The 24,837-nt window shown below is 62.6% G+C and carries 15 protein-coding genes; 13 read left to right on the forward strand and 2 right to left on the reverse strand.

All coding sequences use genetic code 11. The features are described from left to right. Positions 1 to 192: 192 nt before the first annotated feature. The 5 genes from capB to C9I57_RS33620 all read left to right on the forward strand — a co-directional run bounded on the left by capB (position 193) and on the right by C9I57_RS33620 (position 8,159). Positions 193 to 1,959 carry a caprolactamase subunit beta gene (gene capB / locus C9I57_RS15975; RefSeq protein ID WP_107151622.1) on the forward strand — a complete coding sequence of 589 codons (1,767 nt, stop codon included), beginning with the start codon at positions 193 to 195 and terminating at the stop codon, positions 1,957 to 1,959. A 10-nt stretch (positions 1,960 to 1,969) separates the two neighbouring features. After that, on the forward strand, positions 1,970 to 4,060 hold the full coding sequence (gene capA, locus C9I57_RS15980; protein WP_107151623.1) for a caprolactamase subunit alpha: 2,091 nt from the start codon (positions 1,970 to 1,972) through the stop codon (positions 4,058 to 4,060). 142 nt (positions 4,061 to 4,202) lie between these two features. Then, entirely contained in the window at positions 4,203 to 5,567 is a 1,365-nt protein-coding gene (locus C9I57_RS15985) for a purine-cytosine permease family protein (RefSeq protein WP_181321856.1), read from the forward strand. Between the two features lie 86 nt (positions 5,568 to 5,653). After that, on the forward strand, positions 5,654 to 6,790 hold the full coding sequence (locus C9I57_RS15990) for a porin (protein ID WP_181321857.1): 1,137 nt from the start codon (positions 5,654 to 5,656) through the stop codon (positions 6,788 to 6,790). Between the two features lie 79 nt (positions 6,791 to 6,869). Next, positions 6,870 to 8,159 (forward strand): methyl-accepting chemotaxis protein, encoded by a 1,290-nt coding sequence (locus tag C9I57_RS33620; protein WP_107151626.1) that lies wholly within the window; start codon positions 6,870 to 6,872, stop codon positions 8,157 to 8,159. Here C9I57_RS33620 and C9I57_RS16000 read toward each other — a convergent pair. Both C9I57_RS16000 and C9I57_RS16005 read right to left on the reverse strand, forming a co-directional pair. Next, a complete protein-coding gene (locus C9I57_RS16000) occupies positions 8,114 to 9,505 on the reverse strand; it encodes an aminotransferase-like domain-containing protein (protein ID WP_107151627.1) in 1,392 nt (463 codons plus the stop codon). The two genes, C9I57_RS33620 and C9I57_RS16000, sit on opposite strands and share 46 nt — an antisense overlap. 197 nt (positions 9,506 to 9,702) lie before the next feature. After that, the gene (locus C9I57_RS16005; RefSeq protein WP_107151628.1) at positions 9,703 to 10,683 is read right to left on the reverse strand and encodes an AraC family transcriptional regulator; all 981 of its coding nucleotides are present in this window, start codon (positions 10,681 to 10,683) and stop codon (positions 9,703 to 9,705) included. Between the two features lie 352 nt (positions 10,684 to 11,035). Between C9I57_RS16005 and C9I57_RS16010 the strand changes: the two genes are divergently transcribed. The 8 genes from C9I57_RS16010 to C9I57_RS16045 all read left to right on the forward strand — a co-directional run bounded on the left by C9I57_RS16010 (position 11,036) and on the right by C9I57_RS16045 (position 24,837). Continuing rightward, positions 11,036 to 11,902, forward strand: a complete 867-nt coding sequence (locus C9I57_RS16010) for an FAD binding domain-containing protein (protein WP_258187666.1) — start codon at positions 11,036 to 11,038, stop codon at positions 11,900 to 11,902. 14 nt (positions 11,903 to 11,916) lie between these two features. Continuing rightward, complete coding sequence (locus C9I57_RS16015) at positions 11,917 to 12,375, forward strand: (2Fe-2S)-binding protein (protein WP_107151630.1); 459 nt, start codon at positions 11,917 to 11,919, stop codon at positions 12,373 to 12,375. Positions 12,376 to 12,408: 33 nt separating this feature from the next. Further along, positions 12,409 to 14,751: a xanthine dehydrogenase family protein molybdopterin-binding subunit gene (locus C9I57_RS16020; protein WP_258187667.1), complete on the forward strand. Its 2,343-nt coding sequence runs from the start codon at positions 12,409 to 12,411 to the stop codon at positions 14,749 to 14,751. A 14-nt stretch (positions 14,752 to 14,765) separates the two neighbouring features. Further along, positions 14,766 to 15,722 (forward strand): AAA family ATPase, encoded by a 957-nt coding sequence (locus C9I57_RS16025; protein WP_107151632.1) that lies wholly within the window; start codon positions 14,766 to 14,768, stop codon positions 15,720 to 15,722. Next, positions 15,719 to 16,924, forward strand: a complete 1,206-nt coding sequence (locus tag C9I57_RS16030; RefSeq protein ID WP_107151633.1) for a vWA domain-containing protein — start codon at positions 15,719 to 15,721, stop codon at positions 16,922 to 16,924. Before C9I57_RS16025 ends, C9I57_RS16030 begins: the two co-directional genes overlap by 4 nt. Before the next feature lie 198 nt (positions 16,925 to 17,122). Continuing rightward, the gene (locus C9I57_RS16035; RefSeq protein WP_107151634.1) at positions 17,123 to 18,382 is read left to right on the forward strand and encodes an efflux RND transporter periplasmic adaptor subunit; all 1,260 of its coding nucleotides are present in this window, start codon (positions 17,123 to 17,125) and stop codon (positions 18,380 to 18,382) included. 18 nt (positions 18,383 to 18,400) lie between these two features. After that, on the forward strand, positions 18,401 to 21,511 hold the full coding sequence (locus tag C9I57_RS16040; RefSeq protein WP_107151635.1) for an efflux RND transporter permease subunit: 3,111 nt from the start codon (positions 18,401 to 18,403) through the stop codon (positions 21,509 to 21,511). After that, positions 21,508 to 24,837, forward strand: a complete 3,330-nt coding sequence (locus C9I57_RS16045) for an efflux RND transporter permease subunit (protein WP_107151636.1) — start codon at positions 21,508 to 21,510, stop codon at positions 24,835 to 24,837. Before C9I57_RS16040 ends, C9I57_RS16045 begins: the two co-directional genes overlap by 4 nt.

The raw sequence follows: 24,837 nt of genomic DNA on the forward strand, positions 1-24,837 counted from the left end.
GCGTTCTTCGTCGAATGCCGCCGAACGTCGGCTTCGCACGTGTATGGCTCGCGCGAGCAGCACAGCATCCGCGACGGCTTGTCCGGCTGTGCATTGCCCCGGGATTTTGACGTTTATAACCTGCCTGACATCGAACTGGGCTAACGCAAGCCGCGCGGCCCGACGAACGAAGACGATCAACCGGAGAACGTGATGTCACGAGATGTCGATCCGATTACGCTGGCCGTCGTGCGAGGGGTGCTGGAGACCACTCAGCGCGAAATGACCATGACGCTGGAGAAGACTGCTCGGTCGAGTGTGTTCAATGTCGCACACGATTACAGCAATGCCATTTTCAACGGTCGCCCTGAGATGATCCTGCAGGGGCAGGACATTCCGATCCACCTCGGCGGCCTTATTCCCGCGATGAAAGAGGTCGCCCGCTTCTTTGGAGAGGATATCCACGACGGCGATATCGTCTACCACAACGACCCAGTCTACAAAGGCAGCCACATCGTCGACTGCTGCATGTACAAGCCGGTGTTCTACAAAGGGGCGCTCGTTTTCTGGACCGTCTGCAAGGGGCACGTCACCGACATCGGCGGTCCGGTCCCCGCGGGATATAACCCCGACGCGCGCGAGATCTATGCAGAAGGCCTGCGCATCCCTCCCGTCAAGCTATGGGAGAAGGGCGTGGAACGATACGACGTCGTCAACTTCATGTTGAGCAACATGCGCTCGCGCCGCGACCAGGAGGGCGACCTCAAGGCGCAGCTCGGCGCTGTCAACGTCGGTGCTCGTAACCTGATCGCGCTGCTCGACAAGTACGGTGTGGAGACGGTCCGTGCGTGCGTGGACGAACTCATGGAGATGGCGGACCGCCACATGCGCCAGATCATCCATGCGGTACCCGACGGCGTCTACGAAGCGAGCGCCAGGCTCGAAGATTCCGGGCATGGCTACGGCGAAATCGAAATCAAGGCGACAGTCGAGATCAAGGCCGATACGTGTCACATCAAGATCGAGAGCCCACCGCAGATTCCCTACTTCATCAACTCCTACGAAGGCAATTCGATGTCGGGCGTCTACCTGGGCCTCATGATGTTCGCCCAGCTCGATCCGCCGTACAACGAAGGCCTCTATCGATGCGTCAGCGTGGATCTCGGACCGAAGGGCACGCTCTGTAATGCGGAGGAGCCTGCGCCGCACGTCAACTGCACGACGACACCGATGGAAACGCTCGCCGACGCCGTGCGTCTCGCGCTCGAAAAAGCGCAAGGCGAGCGCGCCGTCGGCTCGTGGGGCCATTCGAGCGGCGTCAACATCGCGGGCCACGATCAGCGCACGGGCGACGAGTACGTGACGATGGTCCTCGCTTCGCTGATCTCGGGGGCAGGTGCGACGGGTTATATGGACGGCTGGCACGCGTGCGGGCCGCAATGCTGCTTCGGCGCGCTCTATTCGGGCGACATCGAGACGCTCGAATATTCCTATCCGATCGTCATTCATCGTTTCGGGCTCGTCACCGACAGCGCGGGAGCCGGCGAATATCGCGGCGGCAGCGGCACGGTCTGGGAGGTCGAGCCGATTGGACACGAGATGACGGTCGTCAGCTTCGGCGAAGGCCGCAAGCTGCCCGCGATAGGCGCGAACGAAGCCACGAGTGCGATGCCGGAGCGCAAGCTCGGGCGCGTCGAGCTCAAGCGTCACGGCAAGGTTATCGAGACCTACAAGCAAAACGCCGTGATGACGGTGCGCGACGGATATTCGCTGGCCACGTTCAATCCGGGCGGAGGCGGCTGGGGTTCGCCGCTGCGTCGCCAGCCGCAAAGCGTGGCGGGGGACGTGCGGAATGGAATCGTATCGATCGAAGCCGCTCGTGCCGAGTACGGTGTCGTCATCGATGCGGAAAGCCTCGAGATCGACTTCGCGGCAACCGAGGCATTGCGCGCCGAGCGCCAATCATCCCAACATCAATGAGGCCAACGAAATGACGAGCACACGATACCGCCTTGGTGTGGATGCGGGCGGCACCTTCACCGATTTTGTCCTCGCCGATGGAGCGGGCCAGATGCGCCTCTTCAAGGCAACGTCGACGCCGGAGGACGGGACGCGCGCGATTGCCGACGGCCTTGCGCAAATCTCGGAAGCGCTCGACAAGCCGGTCAGCGAGATATTGTCGAACCTCGATTTATGCGTGAACGGCACGACCGTGGCGTTGAACGCACTCATCCAGCTGAAGGGCGTCAAGACCGGTCTGATCTGCACCTCGGGTCACGAGGATTCGCTCGAAATCCGTCTCGGGCACAAGGAGGAGGGGCATCGCTATGACGCCAAGTATCCGCCCGCGGCGATGCTTGTCGAGCGCTACTTGCGCCGGCCGATTCGCGAGCGGGTACTTGCCGACGGCACGATTCATACCCCGATGAACGAGGACGACGTTCGGGAGGCCTGCGAATTCTTCAGAGCACAAGGCGTGCAGGCCGTGGCGGTCTCGTTCGTTTGGTCGGTCTCGAACGGCGTGCATGAGAGACGGGCGGCCGAAATCGTTCGCGAGCTGCTTCCCGACGTCTATGTGTCTGTGGGCCTCGAAGTATTTCCGCAGATGCGCGAATACACGCGGACATCGACGGCGGTCGTCAACGCGTATCTGGGGCCGGTGCTCGGCCGATATGTCAGCCGGATCGAGAACTTCTACTTGGACAACGGCCTGAAGGCGCCGGTGCGGTTCTATCAGTCCAACGGGGGAATGGCTTCGCCGAAGGTGATGAGCGCGCGCGCCGTCAATGCCATCAACTCGGGCCCGGCATCGGCGCCGCAGGCTGCCTTGTTCGTAGCCAAGCCGTTCGGCTACCGCAACCTCATCACGGTCGATATGGGCGGCACGTCGTTCGACATCACGCTGACGAAGGAGGGCGTGACGAACGTCAACAAGGACATCGATTTCCTGCGCTACCGGATCGGCACGCCGATGATTCAGGTCGAGACGCTCGGAGCGGGGGGCGGCTCGATCGCATGGATCGACCCGATGGGGCTCCTCAAAGTGGGTCCGCAGAGTGCGGGAGCCGTGCCGGGGCCGGCCTGCTATATGCGCGGGGGACAAGAGCCCACGGTGACGGATGCGAATGTGGCGCTCGGCTACCTCAACCCGGTCTCGCTGCTCGGCGGACGCGTCAAGATCGACGGTGAGGCCTCGCGGACGGCGATCGAAACGAAGATTGCAAAGCCCCTCGGCCTTTCCGTCGGCAAGGCGGCATACGGCATCTACAACATCGTCAACGTCAACATGATCAACGGCATTCGCCGTGTGTCGATCGAGCGCGGATACGACCCGCGCGACTTCGTGCTGATCGCGGCGGGTGGCGCCACTTCGTTGCACATTGCCGCGCTGGCGCGCGAGATCGGCGTCAAGACGGTTCTCGTGCCGAAGCTGGCTTCGGGCCTGTGCGCATTCGGACAGCTGCTGTCCGATGTGAAATACAACTATATGGCGGCTTGCCCGATGCGCGTCGACAAGCATGCCAATTTGGGCCGCGTTCAACAGCAGTTCGAGCGGCTCGAAGCCGATGCCGTGGCCGCCCTCGCGAAGGAGGGCTTTGCGCGCGATCGAATCCGGATCGAGCGCCAGCTCGATATGCGTTACACGGGCCAAGTCCACGAATGCTCGGTCACCATCGGTTCCATGAATGTGGGCGCCGATACGATCGACGGTATTCGCGAGATGTTCGACGCTCGTCACAAGGCGCTTTATACGTACGCCGAGCCCGACAGCCAGGTAGAGATCGTCAATATCGAGAGCACGGTCTACGGCGTGCTCGATCAGCCGCCCGCTCAGGCGATCCCCCCCGGCGTTGGCGATCCCGAGGTCGTGGTCAAGGCACGACGCGATATGGTCTTCGCCAACGGCCACGATATCGAAACGCTGTCGTCGCCTGTCTATGACGGAACGCGCCTCGGCGCGGGCGATCTGATCGTTGGTCCCGCCGTCATCGAGGAAATTACGACGTCCATCGTGCTGCCGCCCGGCTGGCGTGCACGGCTGGACCAAACGGGCGCTTACGTCCTGACCGACGAAAGCTGATCCCGCATAACAAGGGAGACCACGCCGACGCAAATCGGCCGATGCGTCGGCGGCCGAAGTTGATCGATTAGGAGTCCTCATTGGCTTGCCATCAAGGGTGCATCGATGTGAGCCGATTTTTATTCGTTACGTGGGAGCGCAAATGGAACTGAATGCTATACAGGACGGCTCGGACGACGGTTATTCGACGAGCGCCGTTCCGGCAACCGCAAGGATGTCGAAGTTGTCTTTGACGATGGCATGGTGGGCGACCTGCAGTGCCATGTTCTGGCTCGTGGTGTCGGCGACGCTCGCGATCAATTTCGGCACGGTCAACACGTTGATCGGGCTTGGGCTGTCCGTCGTGGTCTATAGCTTGATCAACAAGGTCATCGTCCGATATGTGGTTTCCAACGGTTTGTCGGTAGCGCTCTTTTCACGCGTGTTGTTCGGCAGCGTCGGAGCCGCTTTGGCGACATTGATTTTCTTCGCGACGGCGATTTACTACGCGCTCTTCGAGGGATCGGTCATTGCGGTCGCCATCAACGCCTATTTCCCGGCGATATCGGTGAAGCTGGCGTACCTGATCGTCGTCGTCTACAGCGTCTTGCTCGTTTTCGGCAGTGTGCAGACGTGGCTCGACAAGTTCAACGGGGCGCTGCTTCCGTTCTATCTGCTCGGCCTGATCGCAGCCGTTGTTCTGGCGCTCATGAGCGGCGGGGACCATACGGCGTGGATCCATCTTGGCCCGGCGGGCGGTGCGCCGACGTACGGCTGGTGGAATTGCTTCACCGCGTTCATGGGTGTATGGATCATGATGATGTACACCTGGGATTACGCCCGCTTCGGACGCCAGTCGGACACGCGCTACCACGAGAATTTCAACTTCGGCTGGTCCTTCTACACGTTCACGTTCGTCATCAACGGCATTGCCGGAATTTTCCTCGCGAGCACGTTGGCGGGAAGCGGAGCGCTCAGCGAGGTATCGGTCGTCTTCGCGTTGTTGAAGCTGATGGGATTCGCCGGACTGCTGTTCGTCTGGGTCAGCCAGACGCGGATCAATACGGCCAATTTCTATCTGGCCTCGACGAATATGCATTCGTTCTTCACCGCCGTATTCGGTCTTCATCTGCCCAAGTTCTTCTGGTCCGTGGTGGCGGGCGTGATCGTCTATTTCCTGATGCTGACGAACGTCTTCAGCTTCATCCTCCAGGCGTTGGCGTTCCAGGGCATTTTCGTCGTCGCATGGGTGGGCATCGCCGTCATGCATATCGTCTCCCCGCACTACGAGGCGATCTTCGGCAAGCAGATCGAGTATCGCTCGGAGCGCGTCGTTGCGTTCAATCCGTGTGGCCTCGTTGCCTGGCTCGCGTCGTCGGCGCTTGGCATCGCCTTGCTCGAAGCGGGCGGCACGACGGCAACGTTCTCCGCGCCCGCGGCAGCCGTGGCTTCCGCAATTATCTATCGCATCGGGCTTTCGCTCGCGAGCAAGCGGTCGTTCGTTCGCGAACTGGTCGCAAGCGAATGAGCCGCCTTGCGGCGGCCTAAACAACTGCTCCACAAAAAATCGCGCCCGTCGCAGGGCGCAAAACGACGACAAAGAGGAATCCGGTAATGAAGAAAGCAGCAATGGTAGGGGCAACGCTCGCCCTGATGTCTTTGGGTGCGCGTGCGCAAAGCACGGTGACGTTGTACGGTATCGTCGATCTCGGCATCGACTATGCAAGTAATGTAAGCAAGGCGTCGAACGGGACCGCCATAGCGGGAAGCGGCGGCCGGCTCTTCCAGATGCAAAGCGGCGTGCCGCTCGGAAGCCGCTGGGGGCTCCTCGGCGGCGAAGACCTCGGCGGCGGTCTGCGAACGGTGTTCCGGGTGGAAAGCGGCTTCGACGCCGCGAACGGCGCGCTCGGCGGTGGCCTCGCATTTTCGCGCAACGCTTACGTCGGCCTGTCTTCGAAGCAGTTCGGTACGGTCACGTTCGGCCGGCAATGGGACGCAAACGTCGATCAGCTCGAGGCCTTTACGCTCAACGGCCAATTTGGCGGCTGGTATTTCGCGCACCCGAACGATATGGATAACCTCGACAATGGGTTCTCCGTGCCGAACGCCATCAAGTATGTGAGTCCGACGTTCGGCGGCGTGACGGTCGAAGGCCATTACTCGCCGGGCGGCGTAGCCGGACAGTTCTCGACGAACTCCACCTACAGCGCCGCGGTGGCGTATGCCGGCTCGCAGGTCAGTGCGGCGGTCGGGTACCTGCATATCAACGATCCGTCGACGGCTGTTGCAGGCTACGTGTCGGGCGGCGGCTTTGCCAATGCCGTCTATGGCGATGCGCTGGCCGCCGCACGCAGCCAGTCCGTGCTCGCCGTCGGCGCATCGTACAAGCTCGGCGCGTTCAAAGTATCGACGGACTTTTCGAACACCGTATTTCGGCCGAAGTCGGGCGGCGCCAATCTGACGTTCCAGAACTACGAACTGTCCGGGTCGTATCAGCTGACGCCCGCGCTCGTCGTCGCCGGCGGGTTCACGTACACGGTCGGCCACGACGATCGGACGGATACGTCGCCGAAGTACGAACAGCTCAACCTGCTCGCGCAATATGCGCTCTCGAAGCGGACGTCGGTCTACGCGATGGTGGCCGGCCAGAAGGCCTCCGGCGACGCACCGGTCGCGCAGATAGCCGGATTCAACCCGTCGAGCTCGAAGCGGCAGCTCGCGACCCGGCTCGGGATCACGCATTCGTTCTAACGTTGGGCGAAGCGTGGCGCAAGCGTGTTTCGGCACGCCTGCGCCGTGCTTTGCATCGAGGTTTCTCGGAGAAAAGCTGATGAAATGGTTCGGCCAGCGCAACGGGACGGCGCCGACGAAGGAAGAAAGTCACGAGGACGCGCTCATCGCGAGTGTCTCGACGTTGCGAGAACAGGCCGACGAGCTCGAGCGGGAGAACGCCGCACTCATCGTTCGGCTCGATGCGGTCGAGCGCGCGATGCGCTGCGGGTGGTGGGAGGTTCATCTGCACGACGATGCGTTCCCCGTCGGCCGGGCCTCGAGCTCGTGGTCCGAACGGTTTTGCGAGCTGTTGGGATACGGCGGGGGCGAGCTTGGGCCTGCGTTCGATGCGTGGCTTGCTTGCGTGCATCCTGACGATCAGCCCGCGTTATCGAACGCGTTGTGGCACGCGGCGCGCGGGGGTGGCGATGGGGCGGCGACGGTGGCGCACCGAGCCAAGCATCGGCGTGGCAACTATCGATCGTACGAGATGCGCATCGCCGGGCGCAACGAGTGGCCCGGGGATGCGCAAACGCCGCACGGCGTCACGATCGTCGGCACGCTTACCGATATCGAAGAAGCCGCGCAAGATCAGCGCGAACTGGAGAAGGTACGCGCCCGCTTCGAACTATCGCGGGAGCTGTTGGCCGACGGCATATGGGATGTCGAGATCATCGCCGGCGATCCGCTCAATCCAAAGAACGTCCTTTGGTGGTCGGATCAGGTCAGGCGGCTGCTCGGTTTTTCGACGGTCGAGGAATTTCCCGATGTGGCCGAGAGCTGGACGTCCCGGCTTCATCCGGACGATGCCGAACAAGCCGGCAAGGCCTTCATCGAGCATTTGTCCGATCGCTCCGGGCATACCGGTTACGACGTTGAATATCGACTGCGCTGCAAGAACGACGAATACCGCTGGGTCCGATCGCGCGGCCAGACGCTTCGCGACGAGCGCGGTTTGCCGTTGCGGACAGTGGGTGTCATGACGGACATTCACGCGTCGAAGATCGCGCAACAGCTTGCCGCCGCGGAGGAGGCGCTCAAGGCAAGCATGCTCGAAAGCATCAAGGAGATCGGCGAAATCGTCTCCACGATACGCGACATTGCGCGCCAGACGAACCTCGTTGCGCTGAACGCGGCGGTCGAAGCAGCGCGAGCCGGTGCGTCGGGCCGGGGCTTCTCGGTGATCGCGGGCGAGGTTCGGCAGTTATCGACTCGCACGCGCGAGGCGACCGAAGCAGCCATGAAAATCCAGTCGGAGCTCGATCGCCGACAACGTGCCCGGTCAAATTCGACTCAGTCCACTCACGCGGCGGCAAGGAATTCGAAGAGTGCATTGTTGTCGCAATAACTCACGTTGAACCGCAGCCAGGGAGTGGGCTCTTCGTGGTGAGTGAAAAGATGCCCTGGCGCCAGATAGATATCCTTGTCGAGCGCACGGCTCGAAAGGGCGCGCGAGTCTTCGTAACGCGGATGACGGGCCCAAACGAAGATTCCCTCCGGGGCCTGGTTGAACATGATCAGGCCCGCCTCGGCGAGCTTTTGCCGCGCGCTGCATTGCGCGTTAGCAAGCTGCTCACGCAAGCCTTTCAGATGCTTGCGATGGCGTCCGTCGATGAGAACCTGGTAGACGATGCGCTCGCCAATCTCGGAGCTCGTCAAGCCCATTGCCATTTTCAATTGCGCCAGGTCCTCGATGAGGTCGGGATGCGCAGCGATGTACCCGACGCGCAGGCTCGGTGATATGGTCTTCGAGAAACTCCCGACGTAGATCACGCGTTCGAGCTGATCGAGGCTCGCGAGCGGACGGCGCGCCGACGCGTCGATGTCGGCGCAGACGTCGTCCTCGACGATGAGGAAGTCATGCTTTGCCGCAAGCTGCAGGATCTTATGCGCCGTGGCGGGCGAACAGGAGATCCCCGTCGGGTTGTGAAGGCGCGGATTCGTGAAGTACGCTTTCGGCTGATGCTTGGCGAGTAGTTCCGTGAAGGTGGCGAGGTCCGGTCCGGTCGGTGTCAGCGGCACGCCGACGATATCGACGCCGATCCGCTTCAGATGCGCGAACAGCAGGCTGTAGCCGGGAGAGTCGACGAAAACGGTGTCGCCGGGCTTGATCAGATGATGAATGAGCAGGCTCAGTGCATGCGCGGCACCGCTCGTCATGAGCACCTGTTCCGGTGGGCAATATATCTCCTGATGATTGAGGCAATCGGAGATTTTCCAGCGCAGCGGCAAGTAGCCTTTCGGTACGCCGTAGCCGGTCATCGAGCCTGCGGAATGCACTGCCATGTTCCGCAGGGTGCGGCGCAATCCTTCTTCGTCGAGCCAACGCGGCGGCAGCCACCCGCATCCGGGATTGATTTCGGCCGAATGGTTTTGCCATATCCGGTTCAGCATCCAGAGAGAGTCGAACGATGTGCTCTCTTTGGCAACTGTTTCGGGGTTCAGATAAGACGCGTGCTGGAAGCTTCGGACGAAAAACCCGGAGTTTTGGCGCGGAACGAGAGACCCGTCGGCAACGAGACGGTCATAGGCGTCGACAACGGTCGAGACGCTGACGCCATGCGATTCGGCGAAGCTGCGAATCGAAGGCACCTTCATGCCGGATTGGAGCTTGCCTTCCGCAATCAACCTATGAAAATGCTCAATGATCCTTTGCGTCAGGGACTTTGTCGGGTCAGCGGACAACGAAAGCACGGTACCGGTCCTCTTTGCTGCAACTGAGCTTGGCTGTAGTGGTGAGTCTGACGGGCAGCGCTCGTGTAGGCACGGCGCACGCCTGGTCTCCATGACGATGGCCGCCATGCCGCTACTTTACGAAGCTGAAAAGAATCGGGCTTGTCCGGGAGCGTCCAAAGTTTTGGACAAGGGCGGCCTTGGCCGCTGAGCGCCGACTATTGGTAGTCGGTGGGCGCCAAGCCGGCGTCCTGTCGAAAGACGCGGCTGAAATAAGCCGGATCGGAGAATCCGACGATCATGGCGATTTGCGTCACGCTGAGTCTGTTTTGCTTTCTTTTGGCGAGGAGCCGTTTCGCTTCCGTCAGTCGCCGGCTTCGAATGACTGCCGTCAACGTTTCTCCATTCTCGGAGAAAATCTTCTGCAGATACCGCTCCGACACGCCGATCGCGCTTGCCACGTCTGCGGGCTGTAAGGCAGGATCGGAAAACCGTTGCTCGATGAATCTCATCGCGCGAAGCCTGTGACCACTACGGACCGACGTCTCGTTCGGGCTCGATCTTTCATCGGTGAGCGCGAGTATCAGCAGGTCGAGCAATTGCTGCTCGATCCGCGCATTGGTCTCCGCCGGCAACGCAGGCGCATGCTTGAAATAGGAAGCGGCGAAATCGAGAAAGAGCGCCGTACAGGCCTGGTTGGCGGAAGCGAGCGTCGCGACGCAGTCATCGACGCCAGGCAACCTTGAGCGCAGCGATCGGCACGGGATACGCAGCGTCCGTAAGCAAAGGTGCTCCGGATTCTCGAACGAGTAGGACTCGGCACCGTTGACGATCGTGAAGTTTCCCGGCTCGACGAAAGCCTCTCGGCCGCGCTGATTGATCAGCACCGGGCTCAGTTGCGGCATTTCGATGACGTAGAACTCATCGGCTTCCGCATTCGCATGTGAGCGATGACGCTGCGTCACCATCGGATCGCAGTACAACGTGCACGCGCGGATCCCGCCCGCATCGATTCTCTCGATCGATCCGCCGCGAAAATCCGGCCCGATCTTGACGTCCATCGGGAAGTAATTGAGCTCGATGATGTCGGCCCACTCGTGAGCGGTGCGTTCGCGCTGCAGATAAGCCGGCACTTCATAGGTGCAAATCTGCCGGACAACCGGTGCGATCGGCGTTGGCTTGCCGGTCTGATTCCGCATGCTCGCGTACCCCTTACGACGGACTGGTCACTGCAGGTCTGCGGGTCAGCAAGAGGTGATGTCTTGGCGCCAATGAAGCAGCTGCGTGCCTGACTCTACATCGCCGAAATAGCCTGAGCAACCAGGGTATTCGCTGGAAATCGAATGAAGCGTTTACCGAAGCCCAGCGAAAACTCGAGAGTAGTGTGCTGCTCCCGATGGCCGCACAGTGCGCGAGTGCGAGCGCTCGGATGTATCTGGCCGCTGGATTTTGCGACTCTTACTCTCGGGTACCGCGGTCTCGGACTCGGCCATGCGAGCCCATTTGCGGATTCGTCTTGCAATGCGAACGTTGATGAAAGGACACAGCCGAATGGCCTCGAAGCTTGACCCCCACCTACATCTGGCCGGAACGGTCGAAGAAGCGGTCGCTGCGTTGCGCGACTATGGCGACAGCGGCGCGCCGCTGGCCGGTGCAACCTGGATTATGCGGGCGCCGATTCGTCGGGAAAAGCTCAAGAAGGCATACGTGTCGCTCGCCGCGATCGACGAGCTCGCTGCCATCACGAGTACGGACCGCGAGATCAGCATCGGTGCTTGCGTGACTCATGAGCAGTTGGCATTGCAGTTCGCCGCCATACCGGGCCTCCGGGCGTTGACCGACGCGGCCGGCAAATCGGCGAACCCCGCCGTGCGCGGCGCCGCGACGATCGGCGGCAATCTGTGCGCGACCGATTTTGCCGCGGCCGATCTTGTGCCAGCGTTGATGAGCCTTTCTGCCGAGGTCGAGTTGGCATCCGAGAACGGATCGAAACGGATGTCGATGGACGCGTTCCTCGAGACAAGGGCGTCGCTCGAGCCGGGCACCATCGTCCGCTGCGTTTCGATACCGAAGCGCGAGTATCGTTCGGCGCATGCGAGGCTCCCATTGCGCAAGGCTGGCGATTACCCCGTTGCGATCGTCAGCGTCGCGCTGGACGTCGCTTCCAACGGATCGGTGAGCAACGCGATGGTCGCGGTCGGCTCCGTTGAAGCCAAAGCACGGCGATGGTTCGAGTTGGAGAATGAACTCGTCGGACGCCCGTTGGATGCGCAGCACGCGAAGCTGCTCGCCACGCGCCACGCTCAGGTCTTCAAAGGCCGAGAGGGTGTGGAAGCGCCGGGCTGGTACCGCCTGCAAGTGCTGCCGACGCTTCTTTCTCGCGCCGTCGCCGACATCCAGACACAACTTCGGACCTAACGCGGGAGGACAAATTGGCGATTTCCTTAAAGGTCAATGGCGAATCATGCATGGCGCGCGGCGGCTCGCTTACGCCGCTCATCGATGTGCTGCGAGACGAACTTTATCTGACCGGGGTCAAGCCGGTATGCCGGGAAGGCTTTTGCGGCGCATGCACGGTGCTCGTCGACGGCAAGCCGACGGCCTCGTGTCTGACGCCGATCGGCGCGCTCGGCGAGCGGGAGGTCGTGACGGTCGAATCGCTGGCCGCAGGCGGGCAGCTATCCGCGCTGCAGGCGGCACTCGAAGAACATGATGCCGTGCAGTGCGGAATGTGCTTTCCCGGCATGGTGATGGCGCTGACCGGCGTGTTGGCGCGTCTGCCTGGCGCCACGCGCGAGGAGATTCGATCAGCGTTGAGTGGAAACATATGCCGGTGCACAGGCTACGAGCGCATCGTCGACGCGGCCGTGTCGCTCGCGACGGCCAAATAGGGGATCTCCGATATGTCAGACCCGAGAACCGCTGTGTCGAACCTCCCTAGGCGCGACGCCCGAGACAAATTGCAGGGCCGCACGCAGTACACGATCGATCGCGTACGCCCCGGAATGCTGCATGGCTTCGTACTGCGCTCGACAGTCGCGTCCGCGCGCATCACAGGCATCGACCTGACGCGCGCGCGCACGATGCCAGGCGTGCGCGCGATCGTGACCGGCGAGGACGCGCCGAACCGTCACGGCATTGGCATCGCCGACGAGCAATTGTTCGCAACGGACCAGATTCGCTTCGTCGGAGAGCCGATTGCGGCCGTCGCCGCGGACACCCTCGAGCAGGCGCGCGACGCCGCCGAAGCCATTACCGTGCAATGGGAGACATTGCCCGTTGTGCTGACGATGGAAGAAGCGCTGGCCGATGACGCGCCCCTTGTCCACCCGAATTGGAAGGACTACGAAGTACTTTTCGAGGGCAGCGAGCGCGCCGGCAACATCGCCTGGGAAGCGACCGTCGTTCGCGGCGATACGGAGGCCGCTTTTGCGCGTCCCGACGTTCGCATCGTCGACACGACGTTCCGTGTGGGTCGCCAGAACCATCTGTCGTTCGAGCCGCGCGCGGTAGTGGCCAGCTACGAGGACGGGCGTTTCCACATCGAAACGTCGACGCAGGTACCGTGGACGATTCGCAATACGACGGCGCGCGTACTGGGCGTTCCCCCGAGTCAGGTGCGTGTGACGGTGCCGCCCGTGGGTGGCGCGTTCGGTCTCAAGTTCGACTGCGCGCTGGAGCCGTTCGCGGCATTGCTTGCTCGTGCGACCGGAAGACCCGTGCGCATCGTCAACACTCGTCAAGAGGAGATGCAGATCTGCCTGTGCCGGGAGAACGCTGAGATACGGATCCGGTCTGCCGTGACGCGCGAAGGAGAGATCGTTGGGCGCGAGGCGGTCGTGCTGATGGATTGCGGTGCGTACGGCGGCGAGCAGATCTTCCTGACAACGATGACCGCGCACACGCTCGGCGGAAATTATCGGCTCGGTTCCGTGCGGATCTCCACGCGTGCGGTCTATACGAACACGCCGCCCAACGGCGCGTTCCGGGCCTGCAACGGCGTGTATAACACCTTCGCCCTCGAGCGTCACACCGACGAGATTTGCGCCGAGATCGGGATGGACCGGTTGGAATTTCGCCGGCGCAATGTGCTCGGCAATGGCGATCTCGGGTCGACAGGGCAGGTCTTCGAGGGCGATGTCCTGGGTCCTATGCTCGACAAGATGTCGATCGTCATCAAGGATCGGGGCTCGAAGCAGCATATGGCCGAGGGTCGTCTCTACGGACGCGCGACGGTGGTCGGGACATGGTTCATCTTCGTCGGTCCTTCGGCGGCCACGGTCAACGTCAATGCCGACGGCAGCGCGACACTCGTCACATCCGGTGTCGAGATCGGATCGGGATCGATGATGCAATCGCTTCCCCAGATCGTCGCGCATACGCTCGGCATCAAGCCCGAAAACGTCGTCGTACGCGCGGCCGACACCGATGCGGCCGGATATGATGTCGGCATCGGCGGAGGCCGGCAAACAGTCGCCCTCGGCGCTGCCAGCCTCGCGGCAAGCGTCGAGGTTCGCAAGAAGCTGCTCGACATCGGCTCGGAGATGCTCGAGGTGGGTGCCGATGACCTGGTTCTTCGCAACGGGCGCGTCGAGATCGTCGGCGCAAACGGTTCGGGTGTCACCCTCTCGAAAGTGGTGGAGCACGCGCACAAAACCGTTGGGCCGCTAGCGGGCACCGGCTCGTTCACGAAGCCGGGCGTCGCGGCAATGCCCGGCTGCGCGGCGGGGCATTTCATCGATGCGATCGATATTCCCGTCTTCGCCGTTCACGATTGCGAGATCGCGGTGGACGCCGAGACCGGACAGGTCGAAGTCCTCTCCTATACGGTCGTTCAGGATGTCGGGCGCGCGCTCAATCCGCGGGCGATCGCCGGCCAGATCCAGGGCGGTGTGGTACAAGGCCTCGGGTACGCGCTTCATGAGGAGATCACGCTCGACGACCAAGGGCGCGTTCGCCAGAGCGGGCTCGATACATTCCGTGTCCCGCTTGCGCAGGATGTCGTCCCGGTGGACATCCACCTCCACGAAGGCGCGCCTTCGATCGGGCCGTTGGGTGTCAAGGGGGCCGGCGAGGTTCCAATCCTCAATGTGGCCGCCGCTATCGCTTGCGCGGTTTCGAATGCCACGGGCAAGAGCGTTTACGAATTGCCCTTGACGCCGCCGCGTGTGCTCCAAATGATGCTCGGAGAGGATTCCCAGCCACGCTTTCCGCACATTCGCGAAGCATGGTCTGACAACGTCCTCGCTAAACCCAAATGTGCGTAGCCGCGGCTCGAGACATGCACATCCATCCGCAAGAGGGGGCCGATGAAAGTTGCGACGCGGCGATCGGCGCGGGTTTTCCTACGATCGACCGCGTGGCCGATGGGCTCCGCAGTGTCGGCTACCACGCGACTCGGCGGCTCGCTACCGCGGTTTTTTTGGCGCTGAGGATGAATCGCCCGCTGCTGCTCGAGGGCGAGCCCGGGGTGGGCAAGACGGAGCTCGCCAAGGCACTCGCGAAGATGCTGCGGCGCAGCCTGGTTCGGCTGCAATGTCATGACGGGATCGAGCAGCGCCAAGCCGTTTATGAATGGAATTACGCCGCGCAGTTGCTGCATATCCGCGCAGCGGAGGCGGCCGGCGAGGGGGGCGAGAGCGGATCGGCGGTGTACGACACACGTTACCTTTTACGGCGCCCGCTGCTGCAGGCGCTGCTGACGCCGTCGCCTGGCGCCGTTCTGCTCATCGATGAAATCGATCGTGCCGACGAGCCGTTCGAAGCCTTTGTGCTCGAATATCTCGGCGAATACCAGGTCACGATTCCCGAACTGGGTACGATCAGGGCGGAGGTATCGCCGATCACGATCCTCACCGGGAACCGGACGCGAGACCTCGGGGAAGCCGTCAAGCGCCGCTGTCTTTATCAATGGCTCGATCACCCGGACGCCCAGCGCGAGCTGTCGATCATTCTCGAACAGGTTCCCAAGACGAGCCAAGCGCTCGCCGAACAGATCGCCGCGTTCGCCCGGCGTTTGCGAGAAGGGGCAGCGGATGTGGAGTTCCATCGCGTCCCGGGCGTTGCCGAGACGGTAGAGTGGGCTCGCGCGCTGAAGGTGCTCGGCATCTCCGAACTTGATCCGGACATCGTCGCGGAAACGGCCGGCGTGCTCTTCAAAGATCCGGATGATCTCGATGCGTTGACGCCCGAGCGCGCGGCAGGCCTTCTTCGAGCGAGCACGGCAGTCGAGCAATGAGCGGCGCGCGTGTCTCGAAGCCGGGCGCGTCCTCCAACATCGCGTTTTTGCGGCACGTCGTCGCGTTCGCGCGCGCGCTTAGGACGGCGGGCATTCGTGTCGATTCATCGAAGATCGCGCTCGCGTTGGAGGCGGTTTCGCTCGTGGGCATCCATGCGCGCGAAGACCTCTGTGCGGCGCTCGAATGCTTGTTGATTTGCCGGGAAGCGGACCGGTTCGTTTTTCATGCGCTTTTCGACGCTTGGTTCGATGCGGGCGCATCGCACGGTCAGCCCGTTGCGCAAGAGGCCTTTCAGGAAGCGGTAGACTCGGCCGGAGCGCAGGAGCGCCGACGGATCCGAGACGCAGCCCCGCAATGGTCACGTGCGAGAACGGCGCCCGTCGTCGAGTACCGCATCCGATTCAGCGGCCTGCTGACGGCGAGCGACAAAGAACGGCTCAGATTTTCGGATTTCGGTACGCTCGACGCGCTCGAGTATCGCGAGGTGCAGCGGCTTGCGCGCAGCATTGCCGTGGCACTTCCGAGCGCGAAGGCGAGGCGTCATCAGGCGACAGGCGGCTCCGCGAGCTCGAGTCCAATCGATTGGCCGCGCGCGCTGCGCGAAGGCGTGCGTACCGGCGGCGAACTGATTCGCCTGCCGAGCGTGAGACGCAGGCGGGAACGGCTTCCATTGCTAGCCGTCGTCGACGTCTCTGGTTCGATGGAACGCTACGCGCGGATGTGGCTTGCATTCTTGCATATGGCCATACCGCTCGAGGGCAGGCGCGATGTATTCGCGTTCGGTACGCATATCACCGATTTGAAGCGATGTTTCGAGTGCGGCGATGTTGATGAGATGCTCGCGCGCACGAACGCGGCGATCGACGACTTCGCGGGCGGTACACGGATAGGCGGCTCGCTCGAGCAATTGCGCCGGCGCTACGCGCACCGGTTCGTCGGCGGCCGTACCGTCGTCTTGATCATCACCGACGGGCTGGAGACGGGCAACCCCGAGGTGCTGCACGACGAGCTGAGATGGCTCAAACGTCGTGCGCGCCGTCTGCTATGGCTCAATCCCATGATGCGCTTCGAGGAATACACACCCGTCGCGCGTGGAGCGAGCGCACTGCACCGATATGCGGACACGATGCTTGCGGCCCACAACCTTCATACACTCGAAGAAGCAGCGGCGCATCTCGCGCGATTGCTGGCATCGGCATGACGACGTCGGCCCGGTCTCCGCAAGCGTGGCATGTGCGGCGCACCACATCACACAGTATTACAAGCGGCCTTCATGTTAACGAACGAAATGCGCCGTAACGGATCGTTGCCGCCATTTTCCTGACTTTTCGATAAAGTCGAGCCTGCATTCCGCTTGCCACGGCGAACCGTCGCGGCGCTCAACTATTTGGCTCGCCCTATGCAGGAATTGAACGAAGTCGGTCAAACCGTCTCGAACCCGGTCAACCGTTCGCGTCGCTGGCGCTCGGTCGCAGCGCTGCTGCTCTTCGCGCTCGTCGTCGCCATCATCGTTTATCACGTGACGCATCGAGGCGCACCACGCACGGGCACGCCGGCACAGGTCGTCACGGTCGCGCCCGCGACGCTCGGCGACATGCCCGAAACGCTCGCCGAGCTCGGCACAGTCACGCCGATCGCGACCGTGACAGTGCTGCCCCAATTGAGCGGCTATCTGACGGCCGTCGCATACAAGGAAGGTCAGGACATCGAAAAAGGGCAGTTGCTCGTTCAGATCGATCCGCGCCAGTACGAGATCGACAAGCAGCAGGCCGAGGCACAGCTCGCGAAGGACCAGGCGGCGCTTGGACAAGCGCGCTCCGATCTTGCACGCTACGCGGAGCTGAACGCCAGGAAATCGATTGCGCAGCAGACTTACGTCGACGAGCAGTTCACGGTGCAGCAAGACGAGGCCGCCGTGAAGGCCGACAAGGCCAGCATCGCGCAATACGACCTCGATCTGGCCTATTGCCGGATCACATCCCCGATCTCGGGGCGCGTCGGCTTGCGTCTTGTCGATCCAGGCAACTACGTGACGGCGTCGAGCTCGACGGGCGTCGCCGTCGTGACGCAAATGAAGCCGGCGACGGTCGAATTCACGGTGCCGCAGGACTCGCTGGGTCCGGTGCTCGAGCGCATGCAGTCAGGCGCGAAGCTGCCCGTCACCGTCTATGGCAGCAACGACAACAAGCAGATCGCAACGGGCACGCTCTACGCCATCAGCAATCAGGTGGCGACGAGCACGGGTACCGTCATGCTGCGCGCGATGTTCGCGAACGACGACGAGAAGCTCTACCCGAACGAGTTCGTCAACGTGAAGCTGCTGGTCGATACTTTGCACAATGCCGTGCTCGTGCCCACGCCGGCCGTTCAAACCGGGGCGCCGGGCACGTACGTCTATATCGTCAATGCGGACGATACGGTCTCCGTGCACAAAGTGACGACAGGGCCGACCGACGGTCGGTACACGGCCATCCTCTCGGGTCTTTCGCAAGGCGAGCGGGTCGTCACCGACGGCATGGACCGATTGAGCGACGGTGCCAAGATACGCGTCGCCGGTGCTGCGGGCGCGCGCGGCGCGGCGGCGTCGAGCGCGGCCAGCGCGGCCAGTGGGGCGCATGCGCACCATCGCTCGAGCGATGGCGAAACTCGAGCGTCCTGAACAAAGGCCGACGACCCGATGAGTCTTTCCCGTCCGTTCATTCTCCGGCCGGTAGCCACGTCGCTGCTGATGATCGCCCTCGTGCTCATCGGCATGGTGGCCGTGCGCTATCTGCCTGTTTCGTCGTTGCCGAACGTCGACTACCCGACGATTCAGGTCCATACGTCATATCCGGGCGCGAGCCCCGACGTGATGGCGACCACGGTGACAGCCCCGCTCGAAGTGCAGCTCGGCGAGATCCCGGGCTTGCAGCAAATGACGTCGTACAGCTCGGACGGCTCGTCGATCATCACGCTGCAGTTCGACCTTTCGTTGAGTCTCGATGTGGCCGAGCAGGACGTCCAGCAGGCCATCAACGCGGCGAACAGTTACTTGCCGAGCGGCTTGCCCGCGCCGCCGACGTACGCGAAGGTCAATCCCGCGGACCGGCCGATCCTCACGTTGGCCGTTACGTCGAAGTCGATGTCGCTGACTCAGCTTCAGGACTACGCGAACAATCGGCTCGGCACGAAGATCTCCGAAGTGCCCGGGGTGGGCCTGGTCACGACGGCGGGCGGGAATGTGCCGGCCGTTCGCGTCGAAGCGGATCTGAAGAAGCTCGCCGCCTACAACCTTAATCTCGACGACCTTCGCACGCTGCTCGCGAACGTCAACGTGAGTCAGCCGAAGGGCAACTTCGACGGACCCGAGCTCGACTATACGATCAACGACAACGATCAGATCGCGGACCCGAAGGACTACCTCGACACCGTCATTGCGTATCAGAACGGCTCGCCCGTCTATCTGCACGACGTGGCGCGCGTGACCTCGGCGGCGCAGGACGTGGCGCAGGGAGCGACTTATAACCGTACCCCGGCGATTATCCTGAACGTGCAGCGCCAGCCGGGGGCCAACGTCATCAAGACGGTCGATCAGATCATGAAGCAGCTTCCGGCGCTCGAATCGACGCTGCCGGCGGGCATGAAGGTGACGGTCGTCTCGGACAGCACGGGGATCATTCGCGCTTCCGTGCGCGACGCGGCGCTCGAGCTCGTGCTCGCCGTCGTGCTCGTCGTGGCCGTCATCTTCGTCTTCCTGCGTAACATTCCGGCGACGATCATTCCGAGTATCTCCGTGCCCGTCTCGCTGATCGGCACGCTCGCGGCGATGTACGAGCTCCATTACTCGATCGACAATCTCTCGCTGATGGCGCTCATCATCGCGACGGGCTTTGTCGTCGACGACTCGATCGTGATGATCGAGAACGTGGTCCGCTATCTCGAGGAGGGCGACAGTCCGCTGCAGGCGGCGCTCAAAGGGGCAGGCCAAATCGGGTTCACGATTCTGTCGCTGACGGTATCGCTGATCGCGGTGCTGATTCCGCTGCTGTTCATGGGTGGCGTGATCGGGCGTCTGTTCAGCGAATTCGCCGTGACGCTGGCCGTGACGGTCGTCCTATCGGCCGTGGTCTCACTGACCGTCGTGCCGATGCTCTGTGCCCGGATTCTGCGCGCGCAGGCGGAACGGCATCCGAGCCGCTTCGAGCGTGTGAGCGAGCGCCTGTTCGACAAGACGCTCGCGGCCTATGAGCGCGGGCTGCGCTGGGTGCTCGATCATCAGCGGCTGACGCTCGCGGTCGCGGGCGCGACGGTGGCGCTCACGGTGCTGCTCTATGCTGTCATTGCGAAGGGGCTCTTCCCCGTGCAGGACGTCGGCGTCATTCAGGGCATCAGCGTGGCCGACAACTCCGTCTCGTACAAGGCGATGGTCGAACGCCAATCGGCGCTGGCCGACGTCATTCTGCGCGATCCCGACGTCACGTCGCTGACTTCGTACGTCGGCATCGACGGCACGAACGTCACGCTCAACAATGCACGCTTCCTGATCAACCTGAAGCCCGTCGACGAGCGTTCCGACAGCGCGGAAGCCATCGCAAGGCGGCTGCGGCGCGAAGTGGAAAACGTGCCCGGCATCAAGCTCTACGTGCAGCCCGAACAGGATCTGACGCTCGACACGACGATCTCCCCGAATCAGTATCGCTTCGTCTTGCGCGGGCCAAGCCAGGCTGTGCTTGCGAAGTACGTGCCGGCGCTAGTCGACCGCATGAAGCGGATCGATTCGATCGTCGATGTGACGAGCGATCTCAACAACGATGGCCTCGGCATCGATGTGGAGGTCAACCGGCAACTCGCCGCGCGCTACGGCATCACGCCCGCGACGATCGACAATGCGCTCTACGACGCACTCGGGCAGCGTATCGTCTCGACGATCTTCCAACAGTCCGATCAATACCGCGTCATTCTCGTCGCGAAACCCGAAACGATTCCCGACGTGCAATCGCTCGGCAACCTCTATCTGCCGACGCAGACGGGATCGACCGGCCAGGTGCCGCTTTCTGGAATCGCGACGATCAAGATCGTGAAGTCGCCGCTCGTGATCAGCCACCTTGCGCAGTTCCCCGCCGTGACAATCTCGTTCAATCTTGCCGACGGCGCATCGTTGAGCACGGCCGTGCGTCAGATCGAAGATGCGCAACATGCCGTCGGCCTGCCGCCGTCGATTACGGCATCGTTCCAGGGCGCCGCGCAGGCGTTCGAGGATTCGCTCTCGAGCGAGATCTATCTGATCGTCGCGGCGATCGTGGCCGTCTACATCGTGCTCGGCGTGCTCTACGAGAGCTTCGTTCATCCCGTGACGATCCTCTCGACGCTGCCCTCGGCCGGCATCGGCGCGCTGCTTGCCCTGATGATCGCGGGCAAGGATCTGGACGTCATCGGGATCATCGGCATCGTGCTGCTGATCGGTATCGTCAAGAAGAACGCGATCATGATCGTGGACTTCGCGCTCGCGGCAGAGCGCGATCAGGGCAAGTCCCCGAGAGAAGCGATCTTCGAAGCGTCTTTGCTGCGCTTTCGGCCGATTCTGATGACGACGATGGCCGCGATGCTCGGCGCGCTGCCGATGCTCGTCGGTACCGGCACGGGCTCGGAACTGCGCCGTCCGCTCGGCCTCGCGATCATCGGCGGGCTGACGGTGAGCCAGGTGCTGACGCTCTTTACGACGCCCGTCATCTATCTCTTCTTCGACCGGCTGGCCCGTCGCTTCGGGCGCAGGCCCAGCACCGCGGCGGGCGGGGAGATGCCGTCGTGAACCTCCCGGGGCTTTTCATTCGCCGGCCCGTCGCGACGACGTTGCTCGCCGTCGCGATCGTGTTGTCGGGCATGCTCGCCTATTTCAAGCTGCCCGTGGCGCCGCTGCCGAACGTCACGTTTCCCGTCATCGTCGTGCAGGCGCAGATGGCGGGCGCGAGCCCGGAGATCATGGCGACGACCGTGGCCGAGCCGCTCGAACGAAGGCTCGGGACGATCGCGGGCGTGAACGAACTCACGTCGATCAGCTACGTGGGGATGTCGCAAATCATCGTCCAGTTCGCGCTCGATCGCGACATCAACGGTGCGGCGCGAGATGTCGAGGCGGCGATGCAAGCCGCGCGCGCCGATCTGCCGACGACGCTGCGCGCGAACCCGACCTACCGCAAATTCAATCCGGCCGATGCGCCGATCATGGTGCTGGCGCTGACGTCGGATACATTGACGAAGGCCCAACTCTACGACGCCGCCGATTCGGTCCTTCAACAGCAGCTCTCGCAAGTCAGCGGCGTCGGCGAGATCACGCTCGGCGGCGGCGCGCTGCCTTCGGTGCGCGTCGAGCTCGATCCGGGCAAGCTCAATAGCTATGGCATCGGGCTCGAGGACGTCCGCGCCGCGATCGGCGCCGCCAATGCCGATAGTGCGAAAGGGCATCTCGACGTCGAAGGCGAGCGCTACGAAGTGCTCTCGAACGACCAGATCACGAGAGCCGCGCCGTATCGCGACGTCGTGATCGCCTATCGAAACGGCGCGCCCGTCATGCTTCATGACGTCGCGTCTGTCATCGATTCGAACGAAAACATCCGCAACGTCGGGCTCTATAACGGCAAGTCGGCCGTCATCGCGATTCTCTACCCGCTGCCCGGCAGCAACATCGTCAACACGGTCGCGCAGATCCACAAGATTCTGCCGTCGATCGAGGCGACGCTGCCGAAAGGCGTCGATGTCGATGTCGCACTCGACCATTCCGAGTCGGTCAAAGCATCCGTGGCCGATACGCAGCGCACGCTTTTCATCGCCGTGCTGCTCGTCGTCGGCGTCGTGTTCGTCTTCCTGCGCTCGCCGCGCGCGACACTCGTGCCCGCGGTCGCCTTGCCATTGTCGATCGTCGGCACGTTCGGCCCGATGTACCTGCTTGGCTACAGCATCGACAATCTCTCATTGATGGCGCTGACGATCGGCACGGGCTTCGTCGTCGACGATGCGGTCGTCGTGCTCGAGAACGTCGTCAGGTATCTCGAGCTGGGGTTGAGCCCGAGAGAGGCGGCGATGCGCGGCAGCGCCGAAGTGAGCTTCACGGTGATCTCGATGAGCCTCTCGCTGATCGCCGTATTCCTGCCGATCCTGCTGATGCCCGGCATCGTCGGCCTGCTGTTTCACGAGTTCGCGGTGACGCTTTCCATTGCGATCCTCGTCTCGCTCGTGGTCTCGCTGACCGTGACGCCGGCGATGTGCGCTTACGTGCTGAGCCGAGAGAACGCCTCGCATTCGACGAGCCGCTGGGCGAGGTGGACGGAGATGCAGTTCGAACGGTTCAAAGAGGCTTACTCGCGCTCGCTTTACCTGGCGCTCGATCACTCGTTCATCGTCGTCCTAATCCTCTTGGGCTTGCTGGTCGCGAATGTGTTCCTCGCGAAGCTGCTCCCTTCGACGTTTTTTCCCGAGCAGGACAACGGAGTTCTGATGGGCCAGATCATCGCCGACCAGAGCATTTCGTTCCCCGCGATGGCGAAGAAGCTTGCGCAGCTGCAGGCAATCGTCAAGAAGGACCCGGCCGTGGCATCGGTCGCGGGCTTCGCCGGAGGCCGCGCGCTGAATACGGCGATGGTGTTCATCGAGTTGAAGCCGCTCAACGAGCGGCATGCCTCCGCTCAACAGGTCGTCAATCGATTGCGGCCGAAGCTCAATCAGGTGTCGGGCGCACGGCTCTTTCTGCAGGCGCAGCAGGATTTGCGCATCGGCGGCAGGCAATCGGCGGCCGAGTATCAATACACGCTGACGAGCGACAACACGCAAGCCGTGTTCGAGTGGACGCCGAAGCTCGTCGACGCGCTGCGCAAGTACCCGCAACTGCAGGACGTCAACTCTGACCTGCAGCAAAACGGCCTGCAAACCTTCATCAATATCAACCGTGCCACGGCGATGCGGTACGGCTTTCAGCCGAATCAGGTCGACAATACGCTCTACGATGCTTTCGGTCAGCGCACCGTATCGACCATCTATAACCCGCTCAATCAGTATTTTGTCGTCATGGAGGTGGCGCCCCAGTACTGGCAGTACCCGCAGACGCTCAACCAGATATTCTTGAGTAAAGCGGCGGGTAACGCGAGCGGCACGGCGCAAACGCAAATGTCGTCGGGCACGGTTTCCGCGGTTTCCTCATACTCGGCCGTGTCCAGCACGGGCAGCACGACGGGCTCGTCGCTTTCGACATCAGGCACTAGCTCGCTGAACGCAAACGCCGAAGCGAACGCGACGACGAACAGCATTGCCAACAGCAAGGGCGGCGGCTCGACAGGCAGCGCGGACAGCACCGCGGCGGAAACGATGGTGCCGCTGCCGGCCTTCATGACCTTTGCGAACAGCCATACTGCGACGCAAGTCAACCATCAAAGCGGGCTCGTGGCCGCGACGATATCGTTCAACCTGCCGTCGAACGGGTCGCTGAGCCAGGCGGCGGTAGCGATCCGCGACGCCACCGAGAAAATCGGCATGCCCGCCTCGGTGCACGGCGCGTTCGCGGGCGCCGCTCAAGCATATTCGCAATCGATGGGCACGGTGCCGCTGCTGATTCTCGCCGCGCTCGGCGTCGTCTACATCGTGCTCGGCATCCTCTACGAGAACACGATCCATCCGCTCACGATCCTGTCGACGCTGCCGTCGGCCGGCATCGGCGCCACGCTCGCGCTGCTGATCTTCGGTACGCCGTTTTCCGTCATCGCGCTGATCGGCATCATTCTGCTCATCGGCATCGTCAAGAAGAACGGCATCATGATGGTCGATGTGGCGATCCAGCTTCAGCGGCAGCAAGGCCGCGATACGCGGCAGGCGATTCATGAAGCCGCCGTGATGCGTCTGCGGCCGATCCTCATGACGACGGCCGCCGCCGTGCTCGGCGCCGTGCCGCTCGCGGTCGGGATCGGGCAGGGCGCCTCGTTGCGCCAGCCGCTCGGCGTCACCGTGATGGGCGGTCTGCTGCTGTCACAGGTGTTCACGCTTTATACGACCCCCGTCATCTATCTCTACCTCGACCGATTGCGTGCAAGGCTCGCGAGATGGTCCTCACGTCTCCCGTGGAATCGCACCACACCCGACACGGCGGCATAA

It is taken from the genome of Trinickia symbiotica, assembly GCF_003028655.1.
Classification (GTDB): domain Bacteria; phylum Pseudomonadota; class Gammaproteobacteria; order Burkholderiales; family Burkholderiaceae; genus Trinickia; species Trinickia symbiotica_A.